The following is a 24,104-nucleotide window of genomic DNA, read 5'->3' as shown; positions in this document are numbered from 1 at the left end:
CCGCGGTGGAAAGGACTCTTCCATCGCGGCGACTATATCCGCGATGTCGGCGCGGGCTACAGTATCGACGCACACACCGCTTAACGCGTGTGAGCGAGAGAGTTGGACCCGGCTGCCGGCAGCCGGGTCTTTTTTTATGGCGCGTGCGAGCACGCCCATTATTTCGCTGGCAATTCGCCGCAGGAGCGTGCGACGATTAGCACGGTGATTCGCGCGACGATTGAAAGGCTGCGGTATAGTCGCGGCAACTTTAAATCCGTCTCTTCGATTCTCTGGAGAATATCGTGCAGGAAATCATCGAAGGTCTGATCCGCTTTCAACGCGAGGTCTTTCCACAGCAAAGCGCGCTCTTCAAGCGTTTGTCGACCGCGCAGAATCCCAGCACGCTCTTCGTGACGTGTTCGGACAGCCGCGTGGTGCCGGAACTGCTGACGCAGACCGAACCGGGGTCGCTGTTCGTGATCCGCAACGCGGGCAACATCGTGCCGTCGTATGGTCCGGAGCCGGGCGGCGTGTCGGCGACCGTCGAATATGCGATTGCCGTGCTCGGCGTGACCGACATTGTGATCTGCGGCCATTCGAACTGCGGCGCGATGACAGCGATCTCGAGCTGCACGAATCTGGAGCACATGCCGGCGGTCGCGAGCTGGCTGCGTCACGCGGATGCGGCGAAGGCGATCAACGCGTCGCGCCACTACGGCTCGGATGCGGAGCGTCTCGAGGCGCTGGTCAAGGACAACGTGATCGCGCAGCTCAGCAACATCCGCACGCATCCGTCGGTGGCGGTCGGACTCGTGAACAAGACGCTGCGGCTGCATGGCTGGATCTTCAATATCGAAAGCGCCGAAATGCTTGCGCTCGATGGCAAGACCGGTAAATTCCTGCCGCTTGCGGATAATCCGGAAATTTATGCGAGTTGAAGTGGCATTAAAACGGGTTTTTAGTTTGAGGGATTAACACCTTGGCTTGCTAAAAGCCTTGCATAAAGCGAACGCGGCGCAACGGATTTTTCCGGTGCGCCGCGTTGTTTTTTCGGGTTGGCCGGCGCGGCGACGCGGCTTCGATCCCACCGCGCCGCCCGGCACAACCACCTCTATCAGTTCGATGTCACCAGCGAATCCGACGGCACGATCTTCAACACAGCAGGGCTCTTCGCAGCCGGGTTCGACCACAGCAGATGCATGCTCGCCGCGCCCCTGCCGTGCACGTACTCGACCTTGATCGACGCGCTCTGGTTCGCGGCGAGATGGACCTTCCCGATCGCGCTGCCTGGCGTCGTGCTCGTCTTGTCGATCACCTTCACGCCGTCGATCCACAGACGCGCGACGTTGTCGCTGTTGATCGTGAACGTATATTCGCCGTCCTGTGTCGCCTTCAGCGCGCCGGTCCAGCGCACGCCGTAGTTGGTCGCGTTGACGCCGGCCGATGCATCGGGCGAATCGGTGCCGCGCTCGGTGTTCAGATCGAAATCGATGAGCGGCGTGATCGACGTCTTCACCGGCGCCGCGCTGAAGGTCGGATCGTTGTAGTACGCGACCTGCAGCACCGGCAGCTTGAGCGCGGGCATAATCCTGTTTTCCATCACCCACGCTCACCGAACCGTCCATGCCGCCCGTCGCCGCCGTCCGCCCGAGCGCCGTACCGTTGCGCAGCGTCGCGCTGATCCTCGTGTCGATGTTCTGCTTCGCGCTCGTCGACGCCCTCGCGAAATCGCTTGCGCTCGCCTATCCGGCCAACGAGGTCACGTTCTTCCGCATGCTGTTCGGTCTGTTCCCGGCCGTCGCGATGTGCCTGCGCGGCAAGCCGCTCGCCACGCGCTTGCGGCAACTGGACGTGCGCGGGCAGACCCTGCGCGCGCTGACGCTGCTCGGCGCATCGGGTCTGTTCTTTGCGGGGCTGCCGTATATGCCGCTCAGCGAGGCGGTCGCGATCGTCTATTCGGAGACCTTGCTCGTGATCGTGTTGGCGCCGCTGCTGTTGCACGAAACGCTCAAGCCGCGCGACGCGCTGGCCGCGGCGGTCGGTTTCGCCGGCATGCTGCTCGTGGTGCGCCCTGACGGCTCGCATGCGAGCTGGCTCGGGCCTGCGCTGCTGATCGCGAGTGCGTTGTGCGGCGCGCTGTCGATCATCCAGATCAAGCGCATCAAAGCCAGCGACGATTCGGGCACGACCGTGCTGTACTTCACGCTGGTCGGCACGGTCGTCATGGGCGCGTCGCTGGTCTTCGCGTGGCGCACACCGTCGTTCGATGCGCTCGCGATCATGGCGCTGCTCGGCGCGCTTGCGACGGCGGGCCAGTTGCTGATGACGATGGCGTTCCGCGATGCCGATGCCGGCGCGCTCGCGCCGTACAACTACACGAGCATCGTGTGGGCCGCGCTGTTCGGCTACCTGGTGTGGGGAGAGACGATCGGCGGAATATCGATGCTCGGTATCGCGTTGATCGTCGGCAGTTCGATCGCCGTCGCGATGCGCCGCAAGCCGGAGGAAGGGCCGCTCGTCTGAGCTGCGCTTGCGTCGCTGAAAACAGGGTCGAAGGCGGCGCCGGAAGAACCGCTTGGGACTCCGATTAAAGCGCGCGTTTGAACGGAAGAATACCCGTCGGTTTCGGACACATCCCCGACCAGATCCGCCGATTCGTCGGTTGTTGGGCCTAAAAGGAAAACACTGTCATTCGTATCGCCCACACTTTGACTACTGGGTCGGTCGATCGGTTGGAATGGGGAGCGTGCCTTGTATAGCGAACCGAGAATGATCGTGTTGATGGGCCTCGTCTTCGGCGCGGTGACGATTGGGGCCTATGTGTCGCAGCTGGACAACGACTGGTCGTCCGGTCGGGACGTGAGTCTCGTCCCCGACGGCGAACGGGGTGTCAGCGCGACGGCGGCGGCGGGGCAGAGCGAAGGCCGGCCCGGCGCGGCGACGGTCGCGCCGGCAACGCGGCGCCATGCGCTGCGCGACGACGTGACCGCCTTGCGGGCTCAGCCGGCCGCGTCGATTGGAGCGCAGGCGGGCGACGCTCTGGCCATCGCGGCGTTGCAGTTCGCGCGGGAGTCGAACAAGGCGCAGCAACAGCAGCAGTTCCCGCAGCCGCAGCCGCAGCCGCAGCAGACGAGTTTGCCGCCGCAGCCTGCGGTGACTTCGAACCGGACCCAGGCGCCACCCACGGCAAAGACCGGGCACGCACACCATAGCCGCGTTGCGTCGGGTACCACGACGAAACCTCGCTCAGCGCAAAGTGTTGCGACGACATCGGGTAGTCATGCGCGGGGCGGCAGCCACCGGAAAAGTTCTAGTGCTGAGCGGTCTGGGAAGAAAGCGGCCAGCGTCGTGCCAGAGGCGCGGCCGTTGCCGCAATATGCAACGCAAGGCGTCGAGTCGCCATGGTCGATGCCGCGCACGGGGCTGACCAGCCCGTCCGCAACTCAAGCGGTCGCCAGCAACGGCCCCAAAACCCGCGCCGAAGTAGAGGCCGAACTCGTGCGCGCGCGTGAGAACGGTACGATGCCCGCGTTCGGCAGACCCGAGCCATCGGGACCTGGGGCACACTGAAGCGGGCCTCGCGCCGCGTCCCCGGCAACCGTTAGATCAACGACGCGGCGAGCCGCGCGAAGGTGGCTTCGTCGGTGCGATCGAAAGCAAGCGGCGTGACCGATACGCGCCCCGCCGCGACGGTTGCCGTTTCGCTGTCGGCATCGTTCTCGCGCGGGCCACGATCGAAGCGCAGCCAGTGATACGCGATGCCGCGCGGGTCGACCTCCGGCAGCACCTCGATGTCCCTGACGAGCCCGACGCCCTGGCGCGTCGGCGTCAGCGAACCGGCGTCGGCGGCATCTACGTCGGGGAAGTTGATGTTCAGGCAGGTCGGCGCCGCATGCTCGATCGCGAGCAATTGACGGATCACGCCGGGTGCGAGCGTGCGCGCGGTGTCCCAGCGCACGCGCTCGCGATCGCTGAACGCCTGGCTCAGCGCGAACGACGGCAGCCCGAGCAGCAGACCCGTCATCGCCGCGCCGACCGTGCCCGAGAACATCGTTTCGATGCCGAGGTTGCCGCCGCGATTGACACCGGACAGCACCAGCGACGGCGGCGCCTCGCGCATCAGATGACGCACGCCCATCACGACGCAATCGCCGGGCGTGCCGGTCACGCCGAAACGGCGTTCGCCCTGGCGGCTCACGCGCAGCGGCGAATGCAGGCTGATGGAATGCGACGTACCGCTCTGGTCGTGCTCGGGCGCGACCACCCAGACTTCGTGCGCGAGCTCTGCGGCCACGGCTTCGAGCACGGCGAGGCCGGGCGCGTCGATACCGTCGTCGTTCGTCAGCAGCACTCGCGGCAGCTTGGATTCGTAAGCGGACATCGCGTCAATCTCCTGTGGCTCGGTGAATGAATCGTAGGGAAGGGACGCCCATTATCGAGCTTTCGTCGGACGCGCGTACGATGACGGTGAGCCGCCAACGACCCTGGACGACCCCCGTGCAGATCGACCCGTTTGAGATTGCGATCGCCGATCAGGACATCGACGATTTGCGCCGCCGCATCCACGCCACCCGCTGGGCGCCCGCGACGCCCGCGCCCGCCTGGCGGCAGGGCGCCGACCCGGCCTGGCTGCGCGAACTCGCGACCTATTGGGCCGGGCAATTCGACTGGCGCGCGGCCGAACGCAGGTTGAACCAGCTGCCGCAATTTCTCGCCGACGTGAACGGCCAGACCGTGCACTTCGCGCATCGGCGCGCCGCTAGTGTCGCGCCCGGCTTTCAGGCTTATCCGCTGGTGATCACGCACGGCTGGCCCGGTTCCTTCTTCGAGTTTCACGCGCTGCTCGATCAGTTGTGTGATCCGGTCGCGTTCGGCGCCGATCCCGCCGACGCCTTCGACGTCGTCGCGCCGTCGCTGCCGGGCTTCGCGTTTTCGCCTGCGCCCGCGCAGGCCGGCATGTCCGCGTTCCAGGTCGCGGACCTGTGGGTGTTACTGATGCGCGGGCTCGGCTACGAGCGCTTCGGCGCGCAGGGCGGCGATCTTGGCGCGGGCGTGTCGATCGCGTTGGCCGCGCATCATCCGCGGGTGGTCGACGGCATCCATCTGAACTTCCTGCCGAGTTCCTATGAGCCGGCGATCGGCGCGGCGCAGCGGGAGCTGACGCCGGCCGAGCAGGACTATCTGCGCGAGAAGAACGACTGGGCCGCACTCGAAGGCGGTTACGCGCATCAGCACGGCACCAAACCGCTGACGGTCGCCGCGTCGCTGAACGATTCGCCGGTGGGACTCGCCGCATGGATCGGCGAGAAGTTTCGGGCGTGGAGCGATTGCGGCGGCGAGGTGGAAAGCGTGTTCCCGAAAGACGATCTGCTGACCAATATCTCGCTGTACTGGTTCACGCAGTGCATCGGCCCAGCGATGCAGATGTATTGGGAAAACCGCCTGCAGCCGATGCGTTTCTCCGACGGCGAGCGCATTGACACACCAGTCGGCTTCGCGCTGTTTCCGAAGGAGATCAATCATCCGCCGCGAAGCTGGCTCGAACGAACCTTCAACGTCGCGCAGTGGAGCGAAATGCCAGCCGGCGGGCACTTCGCGGCGATGGAAAAGCCCGCGTTGCTCGCGGCCGAGATTCGAAAGTTCTTCAGGCCGTTGCGGCAGAAAGCGCGCTAGGCAGCGTCGATCACTAACGGCGAAGGCGGCTCATGCCGCCTTTTTTATTCATTCGGCGCGCGTCGAACGCCTCGGCGTGGCCGCAACGGACACGCTATTCATCGACGACAGCCAGGCCAGCGTGGACGGCGCGCTCGCGGCCGGTTTTCAGGGCTTCCGGTTCGTCGACGCGGCGAGCTTGTCGATCGAACTCGCGCGGCGCGGTGTGTTATAGCAGTTGCGATGACGGTCGAACTTTCATGCACGAGGGCACCATACACGCTATGGCACATTCGTCGAACCACGATCACCGCCGCCGTTTTCTGCGCACGGCGCTCGGGCTGCCGGCAGCGCTTGCGCTGTCGCGCGTCACGTCCGCGCAAACTGAGGCGCACGCGCAATCCGGCGCCGCCTTACCCCGCATGAGCCGCCGCGCGATCCCGTCCACCGGCGAAGCGCTGCCGGTGATCGGCTGCGGCACGTGGCGCACCTTCGACGTCGGCGACGATGCCGCCGCGCGCGCCCAACTCGCCGAGGTGCTGCGCATCCTGTTCGAAGCGGGCGGCTCGGTGATCGATTCTTCGCCGATGTACGGTTCGTCGGAAGCGGTCGCGGGCGCGCTGCTCACGCAGCTCGACGCGCATCGCAAGGCGTTCGTCGCCACCAAGGTCTGGACCGAGGGACGCGAGGCCGGCATCGCGCAGATGGAGGAATCGCTGCGGCGTTTTCAGCAGCCGCATGTCGATCTGATGCAGATCCACAATCTGCTCGACTGGCGCACGCAGCTCTCGACCTTGCGCGACTGGAAAGCGCGCGGCCGGATTCGCTATCTCGGCATCACGCATTACACGTCGAGCGCGTTCGACGAAGTCGCGGCGGTGATGCGCAGCGAGAAGCCCGACTTCGTGCAGATCAACTACGCCGCCGACGATCGCGCGGCCGAGCAGCGCATCCTGCCGCTCGCGGCCGATCTCGGCATCGGCGTCGTGATCAATCAGCCGTTCGGCGGCGGCGGTTTGCTCGCGCGCGTGATGAAAATGCCGTTGCCCGCATGGGCCGGCGAAATCGGCTGCACGAGCTGGGCGCAGATTCTGTTGAAATTCGTGCTCGCGCAGCCGGCGGTGACGGTCGTGATTCCGGGCACCGGGCGGCCGCAATACATGGCGGACAACGTGCGCGCGGGATCGGGACCGCTACCCGACGACGCGATGCGCGCGCGGATCATCGCGGCGGTCGGCGGCTGACTTGATGCGCAATCCAGTGCGCAATCCATCACGGCGATTACTTGCCGCTTGCTATTCGCATACAGGCGCCGCCTCCCACAAACGCCGCACGACACGGGAATAAAACCCGCCACACGCCAGTCATGCCTCACGAACCGGATTCGGTTCGGCGAATCCTTATCGTGAGGTCATCATGTCGTCACATCATTCATTCGACCCGGCGCGTCGCGGCGCGCTGAAGTGTCTTGCGTTCGGTGGCCTCGGCACCGTGTTCATGCTGTCGGGCGGCGTGCTGACCCCGGTCGAACTCGCGCTCGCGGCCGACGCGAACACCGCGACGCCAGCGGCTGGCACGCCGCTTTTCTTGCAGATCAGCGACACGCATATCGGCTTCAACAAGGAGGCGAATCCCGACGTCGCGGGCACGCTGAAACAGACGATCGATTACGTCAACGCGATGCCGGCGCGTCCGCCGCTCGCGATTCACACCGGCGACATCACGCATCTGTCGAAGCCCGCGGAATTCGATCTGGCCGCGCAGCTGATGTCGGGACTGAAGATCACCGAGCTGCACACGGTCCCCGGCGAGCATGACGTCACCGACGGCCCCGGCACGGAGTACTTCAGCCGCTTCGGCAAGGCTTCGGATAACCGCGGCTATTACAGCTTCGATCACCAGGGCGTGCATTTCGTCGGGCTCGTCAACGTGATGCATTTCAAGCCGAACGGCCTCGGCGGTCTCGGCGACGAGCAGCTCGAATGGCTCGAAAACGATCTGAAAGGCCGCTCGTCGAGCACCCCGGTCGTGGTGTTCGCGCACATGCCGATGTGGACCATCTACGAGCCGTGGGGCTGGGGCACGGGCGACGCGGGACAGGCGATGAGCTATCTGAAGCGCTTCGGTTCCGTGACGGTGTTGAACGGCCACATTCATCAGATCGTGACGAAGGTCGAGGGCAACGTGACCTTCCATACCGCGCGCTCGACCGCCTATCCGCAGCCGAGCGCCGGCCAGGGCGATGGCCCTGGGCCGCTGAAGGTCGCGAGCGACCAGCTGCCGAAGATGCTCGGCGTGACGAGCGTCAGCATCGCGCGTCATCCGCTGAAGGCGACGCTCGACGACACGACGCTCGCCTGACGACACGCGCTACTTTTACGCTCGAGGAGATCAATGATGCTAACCAGGATGATGGGCCGCGCGCTCGCGATTCTACTCCCCAGTGTCGCGATTCTGGCGGTGTCGGCGGGGCCCGGGTTTGCGCAAACGACGATGCCGATGCAGGTGCAGAAACAGACCGTCGCGTCGACGCCTGGCACGATCGTCATCAAGAACTTCATGTTCTCGCCGATGGAACTGACCATCAAGGCGGGCACGACGGTCACATGGAAGAATCTCGACGGCGAGCCGCACACCGTGGTCAACGACGCGGGCCTGTTCCGCTCGGCCGCGCTCGATCAGGACGACACCTATCAGTTCAAATTCGATAAACCGGGCGTGTACAAGATCTTTTGCGGCATCCATCCGAACATGAAGGCGACCATTACCGTGCAATGATCCAATTGCCGCCAAGCCCTTGCTCAGCCAGGGCAGTTCGGATTTGGCTCCGAACTCAACCCTGGATCGCGAGCACTGTTATTCCGTAGGCGGCTTGGCCTGTCCCCAGTCGACGGGGTGGTGCAGCGAAATCTGCAGACGATCGCGCAATTCGGGATGGACAGACGCCTGGTTGAGAACAGCCATGCCTCCGATTTGACGCAAGGTTTCGTCCGTGATCGGCGCGCGGCAATCGTCCGAACCCAGAGGCACAGTCATTGCCATTCTGCGCGCGATCTGCCGATCTATTGCCCCCTCGACTTCCTCGCGCGGCACGGTACATACCTGGATTTCACAGGCATCCTCGTATCCTCGTTATAAAAAATCACGGTGGCACGCTGGCGCTTTGTCATCTCAGAAACCTCTGCAGCTCTGGTAATTTTGAAATGCCGTCTGTTTGCACATGGCATAAGCACGGGGGTCTTGGGTCATCGCTCGTACGAAGTTGCATTGCTCCAAATCAAATTCGTACTCGGCAAAACAATTTGCCTCAGTTGCCCATCGTGCATCGCGTTGCGGTCCTGGTAGTTCTGACTGTGCGGAACGCCGCTCACGCGGTATGCAGCTCGCTCAACCGGCATAGCAGAATCCCATAGCCGGTCAGATGCCCGAGGTACACGCTCGTAAACACGTTCGACGCGGGCAGGTCCTCGGTCAGCTGACGCAGGTCCTCCAAATGCAGCGGCGGCGCGTCGAGCGGCGGGCGCTCGACGCGCAGGTCCGCCGCCTCGGCCAGTTGCCGGTGCGCGTTGACGAGCCGCGCGAGCCGCGCGAGAAACATTTCGCGCCACGCGGCGTCGAGCGCGGCGAACTGATCGTGAAACGTGTCCATCGTTTCAAGAAAATTGACCAGCGAATCGAAGGTCTCCTGATAGCTCGCGAACACCGGCAGCCGTGCCGCGTTGCGCTTCAGATGTGGCGACACCCACGCCTGCTCGAGGTCGGTCTTCAGCAGCAGGTGCGCCTGCTTCAGGTTCGTGCTCAGCGTGCGCAGCCTGGAGGCCGCCGGCTTGATCTGCGCTTTGTCGAGCTGGCCCGTGGCCAGCTGCGCGACGACATCGGTGGCCTGTTCGTTGCCGTCGTTGACGAGCGTGTTCGCCCAGTAGCCGTGATCGGGCGGAAACGCGATCTGCTGGATGACGAAGCCGAGCAACATGCCGAGTACCACGCCAATCAGGCGCTGTTCGAGCAGCGGAAGATGTTCGCCGGTATAGAGCACGAGCGTGATCGGCACCGTGATGCTGGTCATCTGGAACAGCGACGGCCGCAGCGCGACGATGCCGAAGATCACGACCGGCAGCAGCGCCGCACCCATCCACAGGTGCGGCGCGGTCAGCCAGATCAGCAGCGTGCCGATCGGCATCGCCACCACATTCGAAAACACCCGCTTGTAGAAGTAGCTTCGAGCCGCCGAAATCGAGCTACCGAGCGCCAGCGTCAGCATCGTCGAACCGGCGAGCGGCACGGCCGCGTCGGGAAAGCCGAGCAGGTATGGGATGCCGAAACCGATCCACAGGCCGAGCGTCAGCTTCGTGTACTTGGCGGTTTCCGACAGAGAAAAGCGCGCGAGCGCGCGGCGCAACGGCGTGAGTGGCTGGTGCAGATACCTGTTCGACATGATTTTTATGCTGACCGATGACGTTGGGCCGGGCACCGTTGGGCCCGGCACGGCGCGGCGTTCGCGACATGCGCGCACGTGACCTTACCATCCGGCGCGGACGGCTTCGGGAATTCGCACGGCAGCAGGTTCGCGGAATGCTGCTCGAGGCGCGCGGCGCGCAGCGCGCAGTCCAACGCGGGTTTCAAGCGGCGGTTTCGGCGTCGCGCGCGCGTTCGCCGCCAGGCCCGCTTGTTGCATGCGAAACGGCGACCGCGTTGGCGCGTTTCGCAGAATCCGCGTCGCATCGGGCGTAGCGGCCCTCGGCAGGCGCACGGCTGGCTGTCGGGCTCTTTACCGGGTTGGAGTTTTTACCGGCTTTGCACGCTTTTTTGCCAACCCACACGGCATCTGGCGGCGTCGTTCGAAGCACCACCGAAGCGAGGCGGAAACGCAACGCTGCTATGTTGTCGGCCGTTCGCGACAGGATTACATTCATTGAGCATTGCGTGCAGCGGCAGCCTGCGAGTTCGGTTTACGCGCCGGCTCGTCAGCGCGCCAGTTTGTCTGCAAGAAGTGGCATACCCGGAGCGTATTGCGATGGCTACCGATCCCGACGATATCGACTTGCGTCATTCCACAACGGACGGCCGGTCCTCCTTCGAACCCGACGGCCCTGACGAATCGGGCGTGCCGCCCCCGCGCTTCGGCCGCCTCGCCCTGTGCCTCGCGGCGGCCGGCGCGCTGACCTTCGGTGTGATGGGCACCGTCGCCTACGGCGTCTGGTTCAACCAGGATCAGCAGACGTACGCGGATGCCATTGCGGGCGCGCGCCGGGCGCTCGGCTCATCGGCATCGGCCCGGGTGCCGACGGTGGCCGTCGCGCACGCGCCGGAGGAGGCCGCCGCGCCCTTCGCCATGCCGTCAGCCAGGCAGCCCGCCGCGCCAGACGTCGCGCTCGAAGCGGCCGGCGCGAACGGCGGCTTCGAGGACACCAACCCGGCCGTGTGGTCCGGGCAGATCCGCGCGAGTACGCCTGACCCGAATCTCACCGCCACGCTGGCCGATACGCCGGTCGATACCTCGGCGGATATGTCCGCGGATATGTCGGCGGATATGTCGGCCAACCCACCCACAGCCCCCATTGTTCCCACGCCACCGCCGGGCTACACGCGGCACGTCGCCAATGCCGCCAATTCCACCGCGAAGCCCGCGGCCGGTCACGACGCGAAAGAAACGCGGCTCGCACAGCAGGAGCGGCGCGCGTCGTCGCAGCAGAAGGGCGGTCTGTTTGCGCGGATCGGACAGTTCTTTCGACGCGTGAGCTATCGTCAACATGACAACGGCCGACGGCAACAAGATCCCTACTCCCATCCCTGAGCACGCGGTCGTCGGGCCAGCGGGGCGAGCGGGGCTGCGCGGCGCCGCACACGCGCGCGTGCCGGTGTGGCGCTTCCGGCCGGGGCCCGCGAGCGTCGGCGTGGCCGCGCTGTTGTGTCTGCTGTTCGGCCTGCTGTATGTAGCGATGCAGATCCGCACGGTGTTCTCCGATCAGTTGAAGCAGGAGTACGCGGGCCTCGTGCTCGAAGCCGCCGGGCGCGTCGACAGCGCGCGCGAACAGTTGGCCGCGTGGCAGCGTATGGCCGACACCCCGGCGAGTCACGACGCGTCGTTCGTGCCGGCCTATGACGCGGCGCGCGCCGAACTCGCGCAGCGTTTCGCGGCGCTCGCGGCGCTCGTCAACGCGAGTCCGTCGCTGGCGCCGCCCATTCCGTCGGTGTCACCGACACAGGCGACGCCCGAAGCCGTCGCGGCGATGCTCGGCAGCGTATCGGCCTATTGGCGCGCGCAGCGCGACGCGTCGAGCGCCGACGTGCGGCTGCGCGTCGCGCACGTCGCACGCACGCTGATCGCGCTCGCCGCGCTGCTGTTCTGCATGCTGATCACGGCGCTCGGCATGTACGCGAAGCGCAACCGCCAGCTCGCGGGGCAGTCGCACGAGTTCGAGCTGGCGTCGCTGCACGATTCGCTGACGGGCCTGTCGAACCGCCGCAAGCTGCTGGCCGCGCTCGACTCTGCCGCCAGGCACGCGCGGACCGCGGCCGTCGAGCAGCGCCTCGCGGTGCTGTATATCGACCTCGATGGCTTCAAGCAGGTCAACGATTCGTTCGGGCATCGCACCGGCGATGAATTCCTCGCCGCGGTATCCGCCCGGTTTCGCGCGTCGGTGCGCAAAGGCGATCTGGTCGCGCGCATCGGCGGCGACGAGTTCGCGGTGCTGGTGCGCACCTTTGCGGGCGATGACGAGCTCGCCGAGATCGCGCGCCGGCTGATGGCCTGCGTGGTCGACACCGACGCACAGATGGGAATCGGCGGCGTGCGCGCGAGCGTGGGCATCGCGAGTTATCCCGACGACGTCGAGGATCACCGCCGTCTGGTCGCCGCCGCCGATGCCGCGATGTATCAGGTCAAGCGCGACGGCAAGAACGGCTTCGCGTTCGCGGCGCAGACGGGCAGGGAAGCGACGTTGTGAACCGCCTGAACGTCACTGGCCTTCGTTGCGCCACTCCGTCAGCTTTTCGCGCTCGTTGAGTTCGATGAACGCCGGCCGTGCGCGCAGCCTGCGGATATAGCTCGCGAGATGCGGCCAGCCCACCGTCGCCGGGTGGGGCATGTTGCGGGTCCAGCGCATCAGCACGAGCGCGAGCAGATCGGCGGTGCTGAGCTTGCCGCCCGCGAGGTATGCGTGGCCGTCGGCGAAATGCCTGTCGAGCCGCGCACACGCTTCTTCGATGCGGCGTTGCGCGAGCGCGCGCACCGCCTCGGCGCCCGCGGGGTCGCCGTCGCTGCCGGCGTAGAACCAGTCGCGCATCGCGGGCAGCAGCGTATTCGCGAGGCAGATCATCCATTCGAGCCATTGCGCGCGTGCGGCCGAGCCGGGCGCGGGCGCGAGGTCGGCCTCGGCGTGGCGCTCGGCGAGCAGCATCAGCAGCGCGGCCGATTCATGCCGCGGCACGCCATCGACGACCAGCGTGGGCACGCGCCCGGCCGGATTCAGACGCAGATACTCGGGATCGTGCTGCCGGCCCGCGTCGATATCGACGAGGCGCGCTTCGAACGGCACGCCCATTTCGAGCAGCATCCAGTGCACGGGCATGCTGGCCGCGCCGGGCGAGTAGTAGAGAACGTAGGACATTCGGGGCTCCGTGGATCGTCGAGAGCGCGGTCGAGCCGTGAACAGAAAGAATAAGGGGCTGTCGCCGAAACGAACAGCCCCTTCAGATGCGTCAGGCGCCAGCGTACGCAAATGCGGGCGCTCGAAACAGCAAGCCTCAAATCACGCCCGCGGCCAGGTCTTTCAATGCGCCGACGCGTGCTTCTCCTGCTCGGCTACGCTCGGCTGCGTCACCGCGCTGACGATCACGAACACGATCACGTTGACCGCGAGCGCAAGGAAGCCGATGTTGACGTCCTTCAGCGCATCGGGCAGGAACGGCATCAGTTGACCCACGCTCCAGTGCAGCGTCGTGGTCAGTGTGACCACCGCGACACCCGCGACGATGCCGCAGAACGCGCCTTGCCTCGTCGCGCGGTTGTGCGGGAACAGGCTGCAGAGCACGGCCGGGAACAATTGCGTGACGAAGCTGTAGCCCATCAGCAGCAGCGCGACGATGGTTTCGCCGCCGTTCAGCGTGAAGGTGACCGCGACCAGCGCCACGACCGGTACGAGGAAGCGCGCGATCACCGCGACCGACGCATCCGACGCGTTGCGGTTCACCATGCCGCGATACACGTCGTTGGCGAGCAGCGTCGACGCCGAGGTCAGGATCATCGAGCCCGGCACCAGCGCGGTCAGGATACCGGCCGCGCCGATCACGCCGACGAACCACGGATCGAACGTCTGCAGCGACAGGCGGAACAACGACAGGTCGATGTCGGCGCCCTTCAGGCCCGGCACGCGTAGCGTCGCCGCGAAGCCGACGAAGAACACGAACAGCAGGATCAGCTGATAGAGCGGCAGAATCGCGGCATTGCGGCGGAAGATTCGCTCGTCCCTCGCCGTGAAGATCGAACCGAACGTGTGCGGCCACATGAAGAAGCCGAGCGCGGTCAGCAGCACCGTCGACTGGAACCACACGACGCTCGAACCGCGCGCCGGGAAGGTCAGGAAGCCGGGACGGGCGGCGTCGATCGTGCGGAACATCGCGCCGAAGCCGCCGTAGTAATGCAGCGGCAGATAGATGCCGAGGAACAGCACGATCGCGAGAATCAGCAGATCCTTGGCCACCGAGTTCCAGGCGGAGCCGCGCACGCCCGACACGATCACGTAAGAGGTCACGACGATCGCGCCGATCCAGATCGCCGCCGTCGACGAGATCGCACCGTACGACGCGGTCGAGACGATGATGCCGAGGCCCTTCAATTGGAGCACCAGGTACGGGATCAGCGCGGCCACGCCGACCAGCGCGACCAGCGTGCCGAGCGCCGGGCTCTCGTATTTGCGCGTCAAGAAGTGCGGCTGCGAGACCAGGCGGTGCGTCTTCGCGTAGCGCCAGATCGGCGGCAGCATCCAGTACGACAGGATGTACGCGAGCGTGCCGTACGCGAGGATGTAGTAGACCGGCGCCCCCTTGCCGTACGCGAAGCCGCTGCCGCCGAGGAACGTGAAGGTCGTATAGATTTCGCCGGCCATCAGCAGGAACACGAACGCGGTGCCGAAGCTGCGGCCGCCCACGCTCCACTGCTCAAGGCTCATGTCGTGGCCGCGCCTTGCGCGCACGCCGAGGAACAGCGCGAATAGCGTAACGGCGGCGATGATGACGAGTGCGCTCATGGGCGAACCTCCTCGCCATCGGCGGCGACGTGTCGGTTGGACGGATCCAGGTTGTAGATGATCGCCATGATGATCGCGCTCAACACCACCCACATGACGATCCAGGCCAGCACGAACGGCATGCCGAGCACGAGCGGCTCGACGCGATTGACAAACGAAATGCCGACCAGGATGCCGATGAACGGCAACGCGGCAAGTACACGAAGCAGCATGTGGACAACTCCTCGAACCAGTAGGTATGTGTCGTTGATATTCCGGCTTCGCTGAGGACTGTATGCCGGATACTTCGGTCCCGTAAAGTAGGTCAAAATAAATGTCGGAGTTTCGACCGCTGCAATTGCATCTTTCCAGCCCGGATTGCTGCAGTGCAAAGCGGGACGCGCCGTGGCGCGCAAGGTGTCGGGCGGCTTTTCTGCAGGCAGACTGGCGCGCCGCGATATGATCTGCGAGCATTGCAGCATTTTCCGGACCGCGCGATTCCGGCCGGGTTCATGACCGGCGGCGCGCCCAGGCGCGAACCCGCGCGAGCACACGCAGACAAGCAGGCACACGGACACGCACATGGTCGAAAGTCTGATCTCGGACATCATGTTTGGCTTTATCGGCTTAATCAGCATCATCAATCCATTCAGCGGCGCGTTTGTGTTTCTGGACCGGACCGCGTCGTTGACCCTCGACGAGCGCACCTTACTCGCCCGCAAGATCGCGATCAACGCCGCCGTTGTGCTGCTGGTGGCATTCTTCATCGGCACGCCGATCCTGCATTTCTTTGGGATCTCAATGGAGGCGCTGCGCATCGGCGGCGGGCTCGCGCTTGCCGTGGGCGGCTGGCAAATGCTCAATGCGCCGGACACGCCGGCGGTCGAGCAGACGGAAGTCAAGCGCGTCGACGCCGAAACCGCGAAATCGCGCGCGTTCTTTCCTCTGACCGTGCCGCTGACCACTGGCCCCGGCTCGATCGCGACCGCGATCGCGCTGTCGGCGAATCGCACGCACAAGCTGTCGGCGTTCGTGATGTCGGGCATCGCGTCGGTCGCCATCACGTTCGCGGTGGCCGTCTGCGTGTATCTGATCTACAGCCGCGCGACGATCCTCGCGCGCTATCTCGGCGTCGAGGGCACCAAGGTCGCGTTGCGCGTGTCGGCGTTCCTGCTGCTATGCATCGGCGTGCAGATCATTCTGACCGGCGTGTCCGAATTCCTGATTCCGATCGCGACGATGCGCCCGCCGGCGGGCTAGCGCCGCATGCCGGCGCCATGCATGCTGTGGCGGCGGCGCCGCCGGTGGATCGCCTTCGGGTGGTTCGTGCGGAACGTCGACCGGATCGTCCGGGATCGGATCGGGGTCGATCTTCGGCGGCGGCGTGTTCGGCGCGATGTCGGGGTCGACTTCGGGCGGCATCGGCGCATGCGGATGCAGCGGCAGCGGCAGCGGCAGCGACTGCAACGAAATTTGCGCGTGGGTTGGCGCGTTCAGGTCGAATGTGCCGACTGCACTGGGCGCTTGCCGGCTCGTATCAGGTAAATCCATCAGTCCTCTCCCCATAGTCTTCGTTCAGACGCGCAATGCTCGTGCCGCATGCCGACGGATGGCGTTCGCGTGGAACGCCAATTGCTGGAACCCGGCACGCGCGCCGCATCGCGATGACCGCGCGCGCCCGGCTCACATTGGACATCGCCCACGCAAAGCACTGGACGAGGAGCGCATATGGCGCGACACAAGGCCGACGTTGCCGACGACGACTTCGAGATTTTCGCCAGCTATCACGGAACAGGTGACGGCCGATACATAGGTGGACTGAAGGTTGTGAGGAAAGCGGACAGGCGGATTCTGTTCCCGTTCGAGGGCGCACCGCAGATCGGCCCCTATGCGACCGCCGACGAAGCACGCCGCGCCGCGATTGCGTACGGCCGCAAGCTCGTCGCGGCCGATCGTGCCGCGCCCGAAGGCTGAGCGGGCGCAGCCGGTTTGACAGTGCTTCCGTGAGAGGCGCAGAGCCATCAGGGCAGACCGCCGAGCGACGGCGAAATCGTGCTGCCGCGCGCGGGATCGTCCGGATGTTCGTCGGGCACGGTGGGGCGCGCCGACAGCGGCGGATGATCGCGATAGCAGGTGTCGACCGAACCGTCGACGAGGCAGTTCTGGAACGCATCGGCGTCGCTCTTTTGCGCGAACGTGTACAGCGTGCGCTCGACCTGCACCTCGGTATCGGATACGCGAATTGTCGTAATGCTCATGAGGTTCTCCTTCGGGGGCGCGCCTTTTTTACAAAGCGAACGTGTCGTGCTACCGCCTTCGGGATCGCAATGGCCGTGCCTGTTGCGCTGCGCGCGGACTTCTCCGGCAAGGCTCGAATGTTGCTGCATGAACCAGATGCCCGTTCGAGATGGCGCGTAACGACGCGAATCGACGGCAGAACAAACGAGGAGGGCGCGATGCAAGATCCCCAATCGACCGACACCCCGCAGCAGAGCGCGACGCCAGGCGGCGAGCAGTCCGCGCGGCCAGATAGCCGCGCCGCGCCTCCGATGTCCGACGAAGTCAAAGCCCGCAACAAGCCGAGCGGCACGCACTACGTCGAGCCGAGTCCGCTCGGCATCGAACCGGTCGTGCAGACCGGCGTGGACAAAGCGACCAATCCGCCACGGTCGAGCGAGCGGCCGCGCCACGGCGCCGAAGTGCCGCTCGGCAGCGGCGAGCACGCGGAGCCGCCGGGGGGCGGCGGGCGCGAATCGCATCACAAGCAGCCGGGCGAGAAATGACGCGGCGCGTTGCGTGCCAGCCCGTGCATCGAATCCGTCAACACCCAACCGGAGAAAGCGCATACAACCGGACAATCCAACCGAATCGATGAACCCCGGCGACGAAGCGCCGCCCAACACGTCGGGCGCTGGCGAAGACCTGTGCGCCGCCTGCCACGGTACGGGCAAGGTCGAGGGCGCTCGCTGCGCGGTGTGCGGCGGCACGGGCAAGGTGCTGCAGGGCATCGGCGGAGGCTAGCCGGCTGCTCGTGCGCAGGTTCGCGGCAACCGCATCACAAGCCAGGAGCAACCATGTTCAACGAGTCCAGGCACGGCTTCGACGCCGCGCAGACCGAATACGAAGCGTTCATGCTGGAGCCGCACGACTGGGTGCCGAACAACAGCAAGCTGCCGGTCGTGCTGTACCGGCGCGCGCTGGCGCCCGGCAGCGGCAATCTGCCCGCCGCGTTCGAAATCCTCTTCGAGCGCAATGCATGGCCCGCGCAGTGGCGCAACGGCATCTTCGACTTCCATCACTTTCACGCGACCGCGCACGAGGTGCTCGGCGTGACAGACGCGAGCGCCGAGGTGATCGTCGGCGGGCCGGGCGGACGCGTGGTGACGGTGCACGCGGGCGACGTGCTGCTGCTGCCGGCCGGCACCGGCCATTGTCTGCAATCGTTCGAACGGCATTTTCAGGTGGTGGCGGGCTATCCATTGGGGCAGCAATGGGACATTCGCCGCGAAGCGCTGACGCCGCAGGAACTCACCGAGATGCTGGCGTTGCCGTTTCCGCCGCTCGATCCGATCGACGGCAAGCATGGTCCCGTCATCGAGTTTTGGCTGCAGTCGGCCTGAACTTCGTCGTTTGCGAAGCAACCGACCTGCCGCGGCGTGGCGTGCAGAGTTGCGCGGTTAGGCGCATCATCTGTGGGCTTTGCCGCGATTTTCCCGCGCGCTTTCGGCGCTGACGCCGGCACGTGGGCGGTTCCACGTGCGGCTTCGCGTCCTTATCGACATGCCCGGACGCGCGCGATTCCATGTCGACACGATGCGCCGATCCGTCCGCGCGCTCCGCGGCGCGCGTCGGCCGTCTTCCGAATTGCCGAACAAGGAGCGTCCCATGCAAAACGATTCCGCCCTCGATCAGTTGTGCATCAACACGATCCGCACGCTGTCGATGGACGCCGTGCAGAAAGCCAATTCCGGCCACCCCGGCACGCCGATGGCGCTCGCGCCAGTCGCGTATCACCTGTGGCAACACCACCTGCGTTACGACCCTGACGAGCCGCTGTGGCCGAATCGCGACCGCTTCGTGCTGTCGGCCGGGCATGCGTCGATGCTGCTGTATTCGCTGCTGCATCTGGCCAACGTGAAAGCCGTCGACGAACACGGCAAGCCGACCGGCGCGCCGGCCGTGTCGCTCGACGACATCGAGCATTTTCGCCAGATCGACAGCAATACGCCGGGCCACCCCGAGTACCGGATGACGACCGGCGTCGAGACCACCACGGGACCGCTTGGGCAAGGGCTCGGCAATAGCGTCGGCATGGCGATGGCCGCGCGCTGGTACGAGAGCCACTTCAATCGCTCGGACGCGCCGCTGTTCGACTACCGCGTGTACGCGATTTGCGGCGACGGCGACATGATGGAAGGCATCTCGCACGAAGCGGCCTCGCTCGCGGGCCATCTGAAGCTGTCGAACCTGATCTGGATTTACGACAGCAACCGCGTGACGATCGAAGGCCATACGGACCTCGCGTATAGCGACGATGTGGCAAGCCGCTTTCACGGCTACAACTGGCACACGCTGCACGTCGGCGATGCGAACGACACCGCCGCGCTGGAAAAGGCGCTGGTCGAAGCGAAGAGCGTGACCGACCGGCCGACGCTGATCGTGGTCCACAGCATCATCGGTTGGGGGGCGCCGAACAAGCAGGACACCGCGTCCGCGCATGGCGAAGCGCTCGGCGTCGAGGAAGTCGCGCTCGCCAAGAAATTCTACGGCTGGCCCGAGGACAAGTTCTTCTACGTGCCCGAGGGCGTGCACGAGCGCTTCGCGCAGGGCATCGGCGCGCGCGGCAAGGCGGCGCGCGAACAATGGCAGGCGAAGTTCGACAGCTACAAAAAGCAGTATGCGGAGCTCGCGCGCGAATTCGCGCAGATGGAGGCGCACGAATTGCCGCAGGGCTGGGACAGCGACATCCCGAGCTTCAACGCGGACCCGAAGGGCATCGCGACACGCGAATCGTCGGGCAAGGTGCTCAACGCGATTGCCGCGCGTGTGCCGTGGATGATCGGCGGCGCGGCGGACCTGTCGCCGTCGACGAAAACCAACCTGAAGTTCGAAGGCGCCGGCAGCTTCCAGGCGGATCACTATGCTGACCGCAATCTGCACTTCGGCATTCGCGAGCATGCGATGGGCGCGGTGGTCAACGGTCTTGCGCTATCGAATCTGCGCGCGTACGGCTCGACGTTCCTGATCTTCAGCGACTACATGAAGCCGCCGATCCGCCTGTCCGCGATCATGGAAGTGCCGGCTATCTATGTGTTCACGCACGATTCGATCGGGCTCGGCGAAGACGGTCCGACGCATCAACCGATCGAGCAGCTCGCGTCGCTGCGCGGCGTGCCCGGCCTCACGGTGCTGCGTCCCGGCGACGCGAACGAAGCAGCCGAGGCCTGGCGCGTTGCGCTGACACAGCCGCATCGGCCGGCGTGCATCGTCTTGTCGCGCCAGCCGCTGCCGACGCTCGACCGGAGCCGCTATGCGCCCGCGAGCGGCGTCAGGCACGGCGCGTATGTCCTCGCCGATGCGCCCGCTGGCAAGAAGCCCGAGGTGATCCTGATGGCGACCGGCAGCGAGCTATCGATCTGCGCCGACGTGTACGAGAAGCTGAAGAGCGAGGGTATCGCGGCGCGCGTCGTGTCGATGCCGTCGTGGGACATCTTCGAGCGCGAGGACAGCGCGTATCAGGAGTCGGTGCTGCCCGCGGACGTCGAGGCGCGCGTCGCGGTCGAGCAGGCTGCGTCGCTCGGCTGGGATCGGTATACAGGACGGCTCGGTGCGCAGGTCGTCATGCATACGTTCGGCGCGTCGGCACCGATCGCGGATCTGAAGAAGAAATTCGGTTTCACGCCGGAAGCCGTGTATCAGGCGGCGAAGCAGCAGATCGAGCGGGTGAAGAAGGGGAAGGGCACTTGAGCGTGCGACGCTCGACGACGTCGTGAACGCTTGATGCGAAAAGCGGTGGGCCGGCGGAATCTATCCGTTTCGATCAGGCGTGCGGCCACGGTTTGCGGCCGCTTGCCGGCCTACCCGGTCGCGAGGCCGGACGCCTCGCCGCGCCATGAAAGGAGACTTCAAATGGCCGAGATCAATAAGGAAGACGTTGTTGCGGTGCTGAACCGGATTCTCGAATCCGAGTTGGCCGGCGTCGTCCGATATACGCACTATTCGTTCCTTGTGTTCGGATTCGGACGCATTCCGATCAGGTCGTGGTTGCGCGCGCAGGCCGATGAATCGTTGTTGCACGCACAGCAGGCCGGCGAATGGATCACGACTCTGGGTGCCTATCCGTCGCTTGCGATCGGTCCTCTGCTCGACTCGCACACCTTCGATATCTCTTCGATCCTCCGCGAGTCGTTGCAAGCCGAGAATCTTGCGTTGCAGTTGTATCGCGACCTGCTGGCGCTCGTCGAGGACCGCTCGGTTGCACTCGAGGAGTTCGCCCGTCAGATGATCCACGTCGAGGAGATGCACGCGGGCGAAGTCGACAAGATGCTGCGCCGCCCTGGGGAAATGACGACGTCGGAGGACAGCTAGTGCTGATGCCGATGATGGATATCGGGGAAATGCGCGTGCGAATGTGTAATGGGCAGATGCACGTGGGGGTGCGTGTGCGGCTCCTCACCGGCATAAGGAAACTCATGCGCGTGCTGATGGTGCTCGTCATGGCGGTGCTGGTGCGTGTGTTCAAGAAACTCATGGCTGTGCTCATGCTCATGCCGCTCGCGCACATGTAGCCAGATACCCAGCGCCATCAGGGCGGCGGCAATCCAGAAAGACAGATTGGGTAGCGCGGGCCATATGATCAGCGAAAGCATGACACCGAAAAGCGGCGCAACGGAAAAGTACGCGCCTGTACGCGCCGTACCGAGATGGCGAAGTGCAACGACGAACAGCACGAGGCTGATGCCGTAACCGCCAAGCCCGGTCAGCATCGCTGCCGCCATGGTTCCTGCTGACGGAAGCGAAGCGCCCGCCGCGATCGCAATGCCGAGATTCACGGGACCGGCCACCATCCCTTTGAGACACGCGATCACCATCGCGTCGTTCGCCGAGACCTTGCGCGTCAGGTTGTTGTCGATTGCCCAGCACAGACACGCGCCGACGATCAGTAACGCACCCACCGGCACGCCTGACTGTCCCGGATGCCACGACAGAAGCACGCCGCCCGCAACGATCGCCACCATCCCGAGAAAAACCTGAATGTCGACATTTTCCTGGAAGACCACCCAGGCAATCACTGCGGTCAACACACCCTCAAGGTTGAGCAATAACGAACTCGTTGCCGCTGGTGTGGTGGACAGGCCCAGCATCAGCAATGCGGGGCCGGCGACGCCACCCATCGCTATCGCCCCGATCAGCCAAGGCAACTCGCCTTTGGTGATGCGGTGGTCCGCGGCGGACTGAAGCCCGCGCGATCGGAAGGCACGCCACGCGATGCCGACCCCAAGCCCCAGGCCGCTACCGAGATAAAACAGTCCTGCGAGCATGAAGGGGCTGACTGAGCCGAGCAGCGCCTTGGCCAACGGTGTCGCGGCGCCGAACAGCGCCGCGGCGATTAAGGCGGTGAATATCGCGCCGTATCCTGATCTCACCACTCCAACCTCTTGTCCGCAGCAGAAGGGACAGTTTACAGACCATCGCTGGGGTGACGGACGAAATTCGCCGTTCGGCGCGGCAGCGGTGAACCTGGTCGTCACCGACACGCGGCTCGACTATCGCGGCGGCCACAGCCTGCGCGTCGACAACTACGAGATCAACCAACGGGCGCTACAACTTCACGCCGGCGCTGATCGCGGGAGTCGGCTACATCTTCAGTCCTGTTTTGACGTCTGCGTCGCTTCCCGTCCCAGCTTTGCCTGTCGGTCCAGGCCTTTCATTGAGGATTCGATGGCGCCGATGGTCGGTCGTTTACCGACGCCGTGCTCGGCAGGGACATCCGCCTGTCCATGGATGGCAAAGGCGCCTGGCGCGACAACGTATTCGTCGAACGCTCCACTTATAAATTCGATCTGACTGTCCGAACCAACGGCGCCACTTCTTGACCTCGTTGACACTGTACGTCGCCAATGTATTGCTGCGCACTAACAACAGCGTTGCAGGCGCGATGTTGCTGATCCTCGGGACGTTGGTCATACATCTCCTTCGCCCCTTAATCCATTCGAGCATCGAGCCGCCTTCGATGAGCTTTCGCGTCTGGCTCAACAAATCCTCGCTGCCAACGGACTTTCAGATCGGGCAAGCATCGCTTCGTTCGCACCCGACGCCGCGGGATACGGTTCTCGCCAGCTTCTCAGCCTCGGCGCTCATCAGCCGTCCGTCGAAACGGTGGTAGCCTCCCACGCATCGATTTCCACGTTCAATGCCGACAACTTGTCTCGAACGAGCCCGAGTGCGTCGCTACCGAGCAAAAGACGCGTGGGCGGATGATCCGCTGCCATGGCGGCCAGCATTGCGCGCGCCGCTTTCCTGGGATCTCCCAATTGCTTGCCGCTTTTTTCCTCGCGGGCCTGGCGGATGGGATTGAAAATATCGTCGTAATCGGAAATCGAGCGGGGGGTCCGCGTCATCGAGCGACCCGCCCAGTCCGTGCGAAATGAGCCCGGCGCCACGGCCGTCACGGCAATACTGAAGGGCTTGACCTCTTTGCCAAGCGCCTCGGAGATGCCCTCCAACGCAAACTTGCTCCCGCAGTAATAAGCGATTCCCGGCATCGTGATGTAGCCGCCCATCGATGTGATATTCAGAATGTGGCCGCGGCGGCGCTCACGCATGAACGGCAGGACGGCCTTCATCATGGCGACCGCACCAAATACATTCACATCGAACTGTCGGCGCATATCCGAGAGCGGCGATTCCTCCATGATGCCCTCGTGGCCATAGCCGGCATTGTTGACCAGCACATCGATTGGGCCGACGCCAGCCTCGATTTCCGCCACGACGCCGTCGATCGCGTCGAAGTCGGTCACGTCGAGCACGCGTCCCCAAGCGGCATTCGCGGATACGGACTCGAATTCACGCTTTGCCTGGACACTTCTCACCGTACCGACGACCTTGTGACCCACCGCCAGCGCTTCCTGTGCGAGCGCGCGGCCAAAGCCGCTGCTGACGCCGGTGATGAGTAGAGTTTTGCTGGTTGCCATTGAAGCTTCTCCCGAATGTCGATTGGAGAGTGCATACTAATCTGACCGG

Annotated in this window: 30 protein-coding genes; 18 read left to right on the top strand and 12 right to left on the bottom strand. The window is 64.9% G+C overall.

Annotated elements, in window-relative coordinates; genetic code table 11:
• The first annotated feature begins 284 nt into the window (after window positions 1-284).
• Window positions 285-920 (top strand): carbonic anhydrase, encoded by a 636-nt coding sequence (locus HDG33_RS25615; protein ID WP_184035393.1) that lies wholly within the window; start codon window positions 285-287, stop codon window positions 918-920.
• Window positions 921-1,096: 176 nt separating this feature from the next.
• On the opposite strand, the gene HDG33_RS25610 is transcribed toward HDG33_RS25615, so the two are convergent.
• The gene (locus HDG33_RS25610) at window positions 1,097-1,582 is read right to left on the bottom strand and encodes a PA14 domain-containing protein (RefSeq protein WP_184035380.1); all 486 of its coding nucleotides are present in this window, start codon (window positions 1,580-1,582) and stop codon (window positions 1,097-1,099) included.
• 23 nt (window positions 1,583-1,605) lie between these two features.
• On the opposite strand from HDG33_RS25610, the gene HDG33_RS25605 reads away from it, so the two are divergent.
• Window positions 1,606-2,505 (top strand): DMT family transporter, encoded by a 900-nt coding sequence (locus HDG33_RS25605; protein WP_184035368.1) that lies wholly within the window; start codon window positions 1,606-1,608, stop codon window positions 2,503-2,505.
• 246 nt (window positions 2,506-2,751) lie between these two features.
• Window positions 2,752-3,552, top strand: a complete 801-nt coding sequence (locus tag HDG33_RS25600) for a DUF4148 domain-containing protein (protein WP_184035365.1) — start codon at window positions 2,752-2,754, stop codon at window positions 3,550-3,552.
• 31 nt (window positions 3,553-3,583) lie between these two features.
• Here HDG33_RS25600 and surE read toward each other — a convergent pair whose 3' ends face one another.
• Window positions 3,584-4,363: a 5'/3'-nucleotidase SurE gene (surE, locus tag HDG33_RS25595; protein WP_184035362.1), complete on the bottom strand. Its 780-nt coding sequence runs from the start codon at window positions 4,361-4,363 to the stop codon at window positions 3,584-3,586.
• A gap of 116 nt (window positions 4,364-4,479) precedes the next feature.
• Here surE and HDG33_RS25590 point away from each other — a divergent pair, with 116 nt between their 5' ends.
• From HDG33_RS25590 to HDG33_RS25570, 5 genes are all read left to right on the top strand, one after another.
• Window positions 4,480-5,655, top strand: coding sequence for an epoxide hydrolase family protein (locus HDG33_RS25590; RefSeq protein ID WP_184035359.1), 1,176 nt, complete (start codon window positions 4,480-4,482; stop codon window positions 5,653-5,655).
• A gap of 76 nt (window positions 5,656-5,731) precedes the next feature.
• Window positions 5,732-5,869 carry a hypothetical protein gene (locus tag HDG33_RS25585; protein ID WP_260330588.1) on the top strand — a complete coding sequence of 46 codons (138 nt, stop codon included), beginning with the start codon at window positions 5,732-5,734 and terminating at the stop codon, window positions 5,867-5,869.
• A gap of 49 nt (window positions 5,870-5,918) precedes the next feature.
• Window positions 5,919-6,878, top strand: coding sequence for an aldo/keto reductase (locus HDG33_RS25580; protein ID WP_184035356.1), 960 nt, complete (start codon window positions 5,919-5,921; stop codon window positions 6,876-6,878).
• A gap of 172 nt (window positions 6,879-7,050) precedes the next feature.
• Window positions 7,051-7,995: a metallophosphoesterase gene (locus tag HDG33_RS25575; RefSeq protein WP_184035353.1), complete on the top strand. Its 945-nt coding sequence runs from the start codon at window positions 7,051-7,053 to the stop codon at window positions 7,993-7,995.
• Between the two features lie 132 nt (window positions 7,996-8,127).
• Window positions 8,128-8,412: a cupredoxin family copper-binding protein gene (locus HDG33_RS25570; RefSeq protein WP_409259070.1), complete on the top strand. Its 285-nt coding sequence runs from the start codon at window positions 8,128-8,130 to the stop codon at window positions 8,410-8,412.
• Between the two features lie 78 nt (window positions 8,413-8,490).
• Here the strand turns inward: HDG33_RS25570 and HDG33_RS37595 are convergent, their stop codons facing one another.
• The 3 genes from HDG33_RS37595 to HDG33_RS25555 all read right to left on the bottom strand — a co-directional run bounded on the left by HDG33_RS37595 (window position 8,491) and on the right by HDG33_RS25555 (window position 10,547).
• Window positions 8,491-8,676, bottom strand: coding sequence for a hypothetical protein (locus HDG33_RS37595; RefSeq protein ID WP_260330587.1), 186 nt, complete (start codon window positions 8,674-8,676; stop codon window positions 8,491-8,493).
• A gap of 325 nt (window positions 8,677-9,001) precedes the next feature.
• On the bottom strand, window positions 9,002-10,069 hold the full coding sequence (locus tag HDG33_RS25560) for an FUSC family protein (protein WP_184035347.1): 1,068 nt from the start codon (window positions 10,067-10,069) through the stop codon (window positions 9,002-9,004).
• Between the two features lie 184 nt (window positions 10,070-10,253).
• Window positions 10,254-10,547, bottom strand: coding sequence for a hypothetical protein (locus tag HDG33_RS25555; protein WP_184035343.1), 294 nt, complete (start codon window positions 10,545-10,547; stop codon window positions 10,254-10,256).
• Between the two features lie 101 nt (window positions 10,548-10,648).
• Here HDG33_RS25555 and HDG33_RS25550 point away from each other — a divergent pair, with 101 nt between their 5' ends.
• Both HDG33_RS25550 and HDG33_RS25545 read left to right on the top strand, forming a co-directional pair.
• Window positions 10,649-11,428 (top strand): hypothetical protein, encoded by a 780-nt coding sequence (locus HDG33_RS25550; RefSeq protein WP_184035340.1) that lies wholly within the window; start codon window positions 10,649-10,651, stop codon window positions 11,426-11,428.
• Window positions 11,385-12,581 (top strand): GGDEF domain-containing protein, encoded by a 1,197-nt coding sequence (locus HDG33_RS25545; protein ID WP_221311534.1) that lies wholly within the window; start codon window positions 11,385-11,387, stop codon window positions 12,579-12,581. The genes HDG33_RS25550 and HDG33_RS25545 overlap by 44 nt, the downstream gene beginning before the upstream one ends.
• A gap of 12 nt (window positions 12,582-12,593) precedes the next feature.
• Here the strand turns inward: HDG33_RS25545 and HDG33_RS25540 are convergent, their stop codons facing one another.
• The 3 genes from HDG33_RS25540 to HDG33_RS25530 all read right to left on the bottom strand — a co-directional run bounded on the left by HDG33_RS25540 (window position 12,594) and on the right by HDG33_RS25530 (window position 15,094).
• On the bottom strand, window positions 12,594-13,244 hold the full coding sequence (locus HDG33_RS25540) for a glutathione S-transferase family protein (protein ID WP_184035334.1): 651 nt from the start codon (window positions 13,242-13,244) through the stop codon (window positions 12,594-12,596).
• A 162-nt stretch (window positions 13,245-13,406) separates the two neighbouring features.
• Window positions 13,407-14,882, bottom strand: coding sequence for a sodium:solute symporter (locus HDG33_RS25535; protein ID WP_184035321.1), 1,476 nt, complete (start codon window positions 14,880-14,882; stop codon window positions 13,407-13,409).
• Window positions 14,879-15,094, bottom strand: coding sequence for a DUF3311 domain-containing protein (locus HDG33_RS25530; protein WP_184035307.1), 216 nt, complete (start codon window positions 15,092-15,094; stop codon window positions 14,879-14,881). Before HDG33_RS25530 ends, HDG33_RS25535 begins: the two co-directional genes overlap by 4 nt.
• A gap of 349 nt (window positions 15,095-15,443) precedes the next feature.
• Between HDG33_RS25530 and HDG33_RS25525 the strand changes: the two genes are divergently transcribed.
• Entirely contained in the window at window positions 15,444-16,121 is a 678-nt protein-coding gene (locus HDG33_RS25525) for a MarC family protein (RefSeq protein WP_018425193.1), read from the top strand.
• Here the strand turns inward: HDG33_RS25525 and HDG33_RS25520 are convergent.
• The gene (locus tag HDG33_RS25520; RefSeq protein ID WP_260330586.1) at window positions 16,038-16,412 is read right to left on the bottom strand and encodes a hypothetical protein; all 375 of its coding nucleotides are present in this window, start codon (window positions 16,410-16,412) and stop codon (window positions 16,038-16,040) included. The two genes, HDG33_RS25525 and HDG33_RS25520, sit on opposite strands and share 84 nt — an antisense overlap.
• Window positions 16,413-16,589: 177 nt before the next feature.
• On the opposite strand from HDG33_RS25520, the gene HDG33_RS25515 reads away from it, so the two are divergent.
• Window positions 16,590-16,835 (top strand): DUF6723 family protein, encoded by a 246-nt coding sequence (locus HDG33_RS25515; protein ID WP_090809892.1) that lies wholly within the window; start codon window positions 16,590-16,592, stop codon window positions 16,833-16,835.
• A gap of 47 nt (window positions 16,836-16,882) precedes the next feature.
• Here HDG33_RS25515 and HDG33_RS25510 read toward each other — a convergent pair whose 3' ends face one another.
• On the bottom strand, window positions 16,883-17,119 hold the full coding sequence (locus HDG33_RS25510; protein WP_184035304.1) for a hypothetical protein: 237 nt from the start codon (window positions 17,117-17,119) through the stop codon (window positions 16,883-16,885).
• A gap of 198 nt (window positions 17,120-17,317) precedes the next feature.
• On the opposite strand from HDG33_RS25510, the gene HDG33_RS25505 reads away from it, so the two are divergent.
• From HDG33_RS25505 to HDG33_RS25485, 5 genes are all read left to right on the top strand, one after another.
• Window positions 17,318-17,644: a hypothetical protein gene (locus HDG33_RS25505; RefSeq protein WP_184035301.1), complete on the top strand. Its 327-nt coding sequence runs from the start codon at window positions 17,318-17,320 to the stop codon at window positions 17,642-17,644.
• 13 nt (window positions 17,645-17,657) lie between these two features.
• Entirely contained in the window at window positions 17,658-17,882 is a 225-nt protein-coding gene (locus HDG33_RS25500; protein WP_184035551.1) for a hypothetical protein, read from the top strand.
• Window positions 17,883-17,935: 53 nt separating this feature from the next.
• A complete protein-coding gene (locus HDG33_RS25495) occupies window positions 17,936-18,481 on the top strand; it encodes a cupin (RefSeq protein WP_184035298.1) in 546 nt (181 codons plus the stop codon).
• A 265-nt stretch (window positions 18,482-18,746) separates the two neighbouring features.
• A complete protein-coding gene (gene tkt, locus HDG33_RS25490; protein ID WP_184035294.1) occupies window positions 18,747-20,828 on the top strand; it encodes a transketolase in 2,082 nt (693 codons plus the stop codon).
• A 162-nt stretch (window positions 20,829-20,990) separates the two neighbouring features.
• A complete protein-coding gene (locus HDG33_RS25485) occupies window positions 20,991-21,449 on the top strand; it encodes a bacterioferritin (RefSeq protein ID WP_018425186.1) in 459 nt (152 codons plus the stop codon).
• Here the strand turns inward: HDG33_RS25485 and HDG33_RS25480 are convergent.
• Entirely contained in the window at window positions 21,446-22,510 is a 1,065-nt protein-coding gene (locus HDG33_RS25480; protein ID WP_409259067.1) for a DMT family transporter, read from the bottom strand. The genes HDG33_RS25485 and HDG33_RS25480 overlap by 4 nt on opposite strands.
• Here HDG33_RS25480 and HDG33_RS37590 point away from each other — a divergent pair.
• Window positions 22,431-22,928, top strand: coding sequence for a hypothetical protein (locus tag HDG33_RS37590; protein WP_260330593.1), 498 nt, complete (start codon window positions 22,431-22,433; stop codon window positions 22,926-22,928). The genes HDG33_RS25480 and HDG33_RS37590 overlap by 80 nt on opposite strands.
• A gap of 293 nt (window positions 22,929-23,221) precedes the next feature.
• On the opposite strand, the gene HDG33_RS25470 is transcribed toward HDG33_RS37590, so the two are convergent.
• Window positions 23,222-24,055 (bottom strand): oxidoreductase, encoded by an 834-nt coding sequence (locus HDG33_RS25470; RefSeq protein WP_184035288.1) that lies wholly within the window; start codon window positions 24,053-24,055, stop codon window positions 23,222-23,224.
• Window positions 24,056-24,104 lie beyond the last annotated feature (49 nt).

The organism is Paraburkholderia sp. Cpub6, from assembly GCF_014201065.1.
Lineage (GTDB): Bacteria > Pseudomonadota > Gammaproteobacteria > Burkholderiales > Burkholderiaceae > Paraburkholderia > Paraburkholderia tuberum.
This window is presented reverse-complemented; position numbering and strand designations above follow the sequence as displayed.

Coding starts and splice junctions, on each gene's coding strand:
- HDG33_RS25610 (WP_184035380.1), bottom strand. CDS start 1,582: ATGGAAAACAGGATTATGCCCGCGCTCAAGCTGCCGGTGCTGCAGGTC.
- HDG33_RS25605 (WP_184035368.1), top strand. CDS start 1,606: ATGCCGCCCGTCGCCGCCGTCCGCCCGAGCGCCGTACCGTTGCGCAGC.
- HDG33_RS25600 (WP_184035365.1), top strand. CDS start 2,752: ATGATCGTGTTGATGGGCCTCGTCTTCGGCGCGGTGACGATTGGGGCC.
- surE (WP_184035362.1), bottom strand. CDS start 4,363: ATGTCCGCTTACGAATCCAAGCTGCCGCGAGTGCTGCTGACGAACGAC.
- HDG33_RS25580 (WP_184035356.1), top strand. CDS start 5,919: ATGGCACATTCGTCGAACCACGATCACCGCCGCCGTTTTCTGCGCACG.
- HDG33_RS25575 (WP_184035353.1), top strand. CDS start 7,051: ATGTCGTCACATCATTCATTCGACCCGGCGCGTCGCGGCGCGCTGAAG.
- HDG33_RS25570 (WP_409259070.1), top strand. CDS start 8,128: ATGCCGATGCAGGTGCAGAAACAGACCGTCGCGTCGACGCCTGGCACG.
- HDG33_RS37595 (WP_260330587.1), bottom strand. CDS start 8,676: ATGGCAATGACTGTGCCTCTGGGTTCGGACGATTGCCGCGCGCCGATC.
- HDG33_RS25560 (WP_184035347.1), bottom strand. CDS start 10,069: ATGTCGAACAGGTATCTGCACCAGCCACTCACGCCGTTGCGCCGCGCG.
- HDG33_RS25555 (WP_184035343.1), bottom strand. CDS start 10,547: ATGAATGTAATCCTGTCGCGAACGGCCGACAACATAGCAGCGTTGCGT.
- HDG33_RS25550 (WP_184035340.1), top strand. CDS start 10,649: ATGGCTACCGATCCCGACGATATCGACTTGCGTCATTCCACAACGGAC.
- HDG33_RS25545 (WP_221311534.1), top strand. CDS start 11,385: ATGACAACGGCCGACGGCAACAAGATCCCTACTCCCATCCCTGAGCAC.
- HDG33_RS25540 (WP_184035334.1), bottom strand. CDS start 13,244: ATGTCCTACGTTCTCTACTACTCGCCCGGCGCGGCCAGCATGCCCGTG.
- HDG33_RS25535 (WP_184035321.1), bottom strand. CDS start 14,882: ATGAGCGCACTCGTCATCATCGCCGCCGTTACGCTATTCGCGCTGTTC.
- HDG33_RS25530 (WP_184035307.1), bottom strand. CDS start 15,094: ATGCTGCTTCGTGTACTTGCCGCGTTGCCGTTCATCGGCATCCTGGTC.
- HDG33_RS25525 (WP_018425193.1), top strand. CDS start 15,444: ATGGTCGAAAGTCTGATCTCGGACATCATGTTTGGCTTTATCGGCTTA.
- HDG33_RS25520 (WP_260330586.1), bottom strand. CDS start 16,412: ATGGATTTACCTGATACGAGCCGGCAAGCGCCCAGTGCAGTCGGCACA.
- HDG33_RS25515 (WP_090809892.1), top strand. CDS start 16,590: ATGGCGCGACACAAGGCCGACGTTGCCGACGACGACTTCGAGATTTTC.
- HDG33_RS25510 (WP_184035304.1), bottom strand. CDS start 17,119: ATGAGCATTACGACAATTCGCGTATCCGATACCGAGGTGCAGGTCGAG.
- HDG33_RS25505 (WP_184035301.1), top strand. CDS start 17,318: ATGCAAGATCCCCAATCGACCGACACCCCGCAGCAGAGCGCGACGCCA.
- HDG33_RS25495 (WP_184035298.1), top strand. CDS start 17,936: ATGTTCAACGAGTCCAGGCACGGCTTCGACGCCGCGCAGACCGAATAC.
- tkt (WP_184035294.1), top strand. CDS start 18,747: ATGCAAAACGATTCCGCCCTCGATCAGTTGTGCATCAACACGATCCGC.
- HDG33_RS25485 (WP_018425186.1), top strand. CDS start 20,991: ATGGCCGAGATCAATAAGGAAGACGTTGTTGCGGTGCTGAACCGGATT.
- HDG33_RS25470 (WP_184035288.1), bottom strand. CDS start 24,055: ATGGCAACCAGCAAAACTCTACTCATCACCGGCGTCAGCAGCGGCTTT.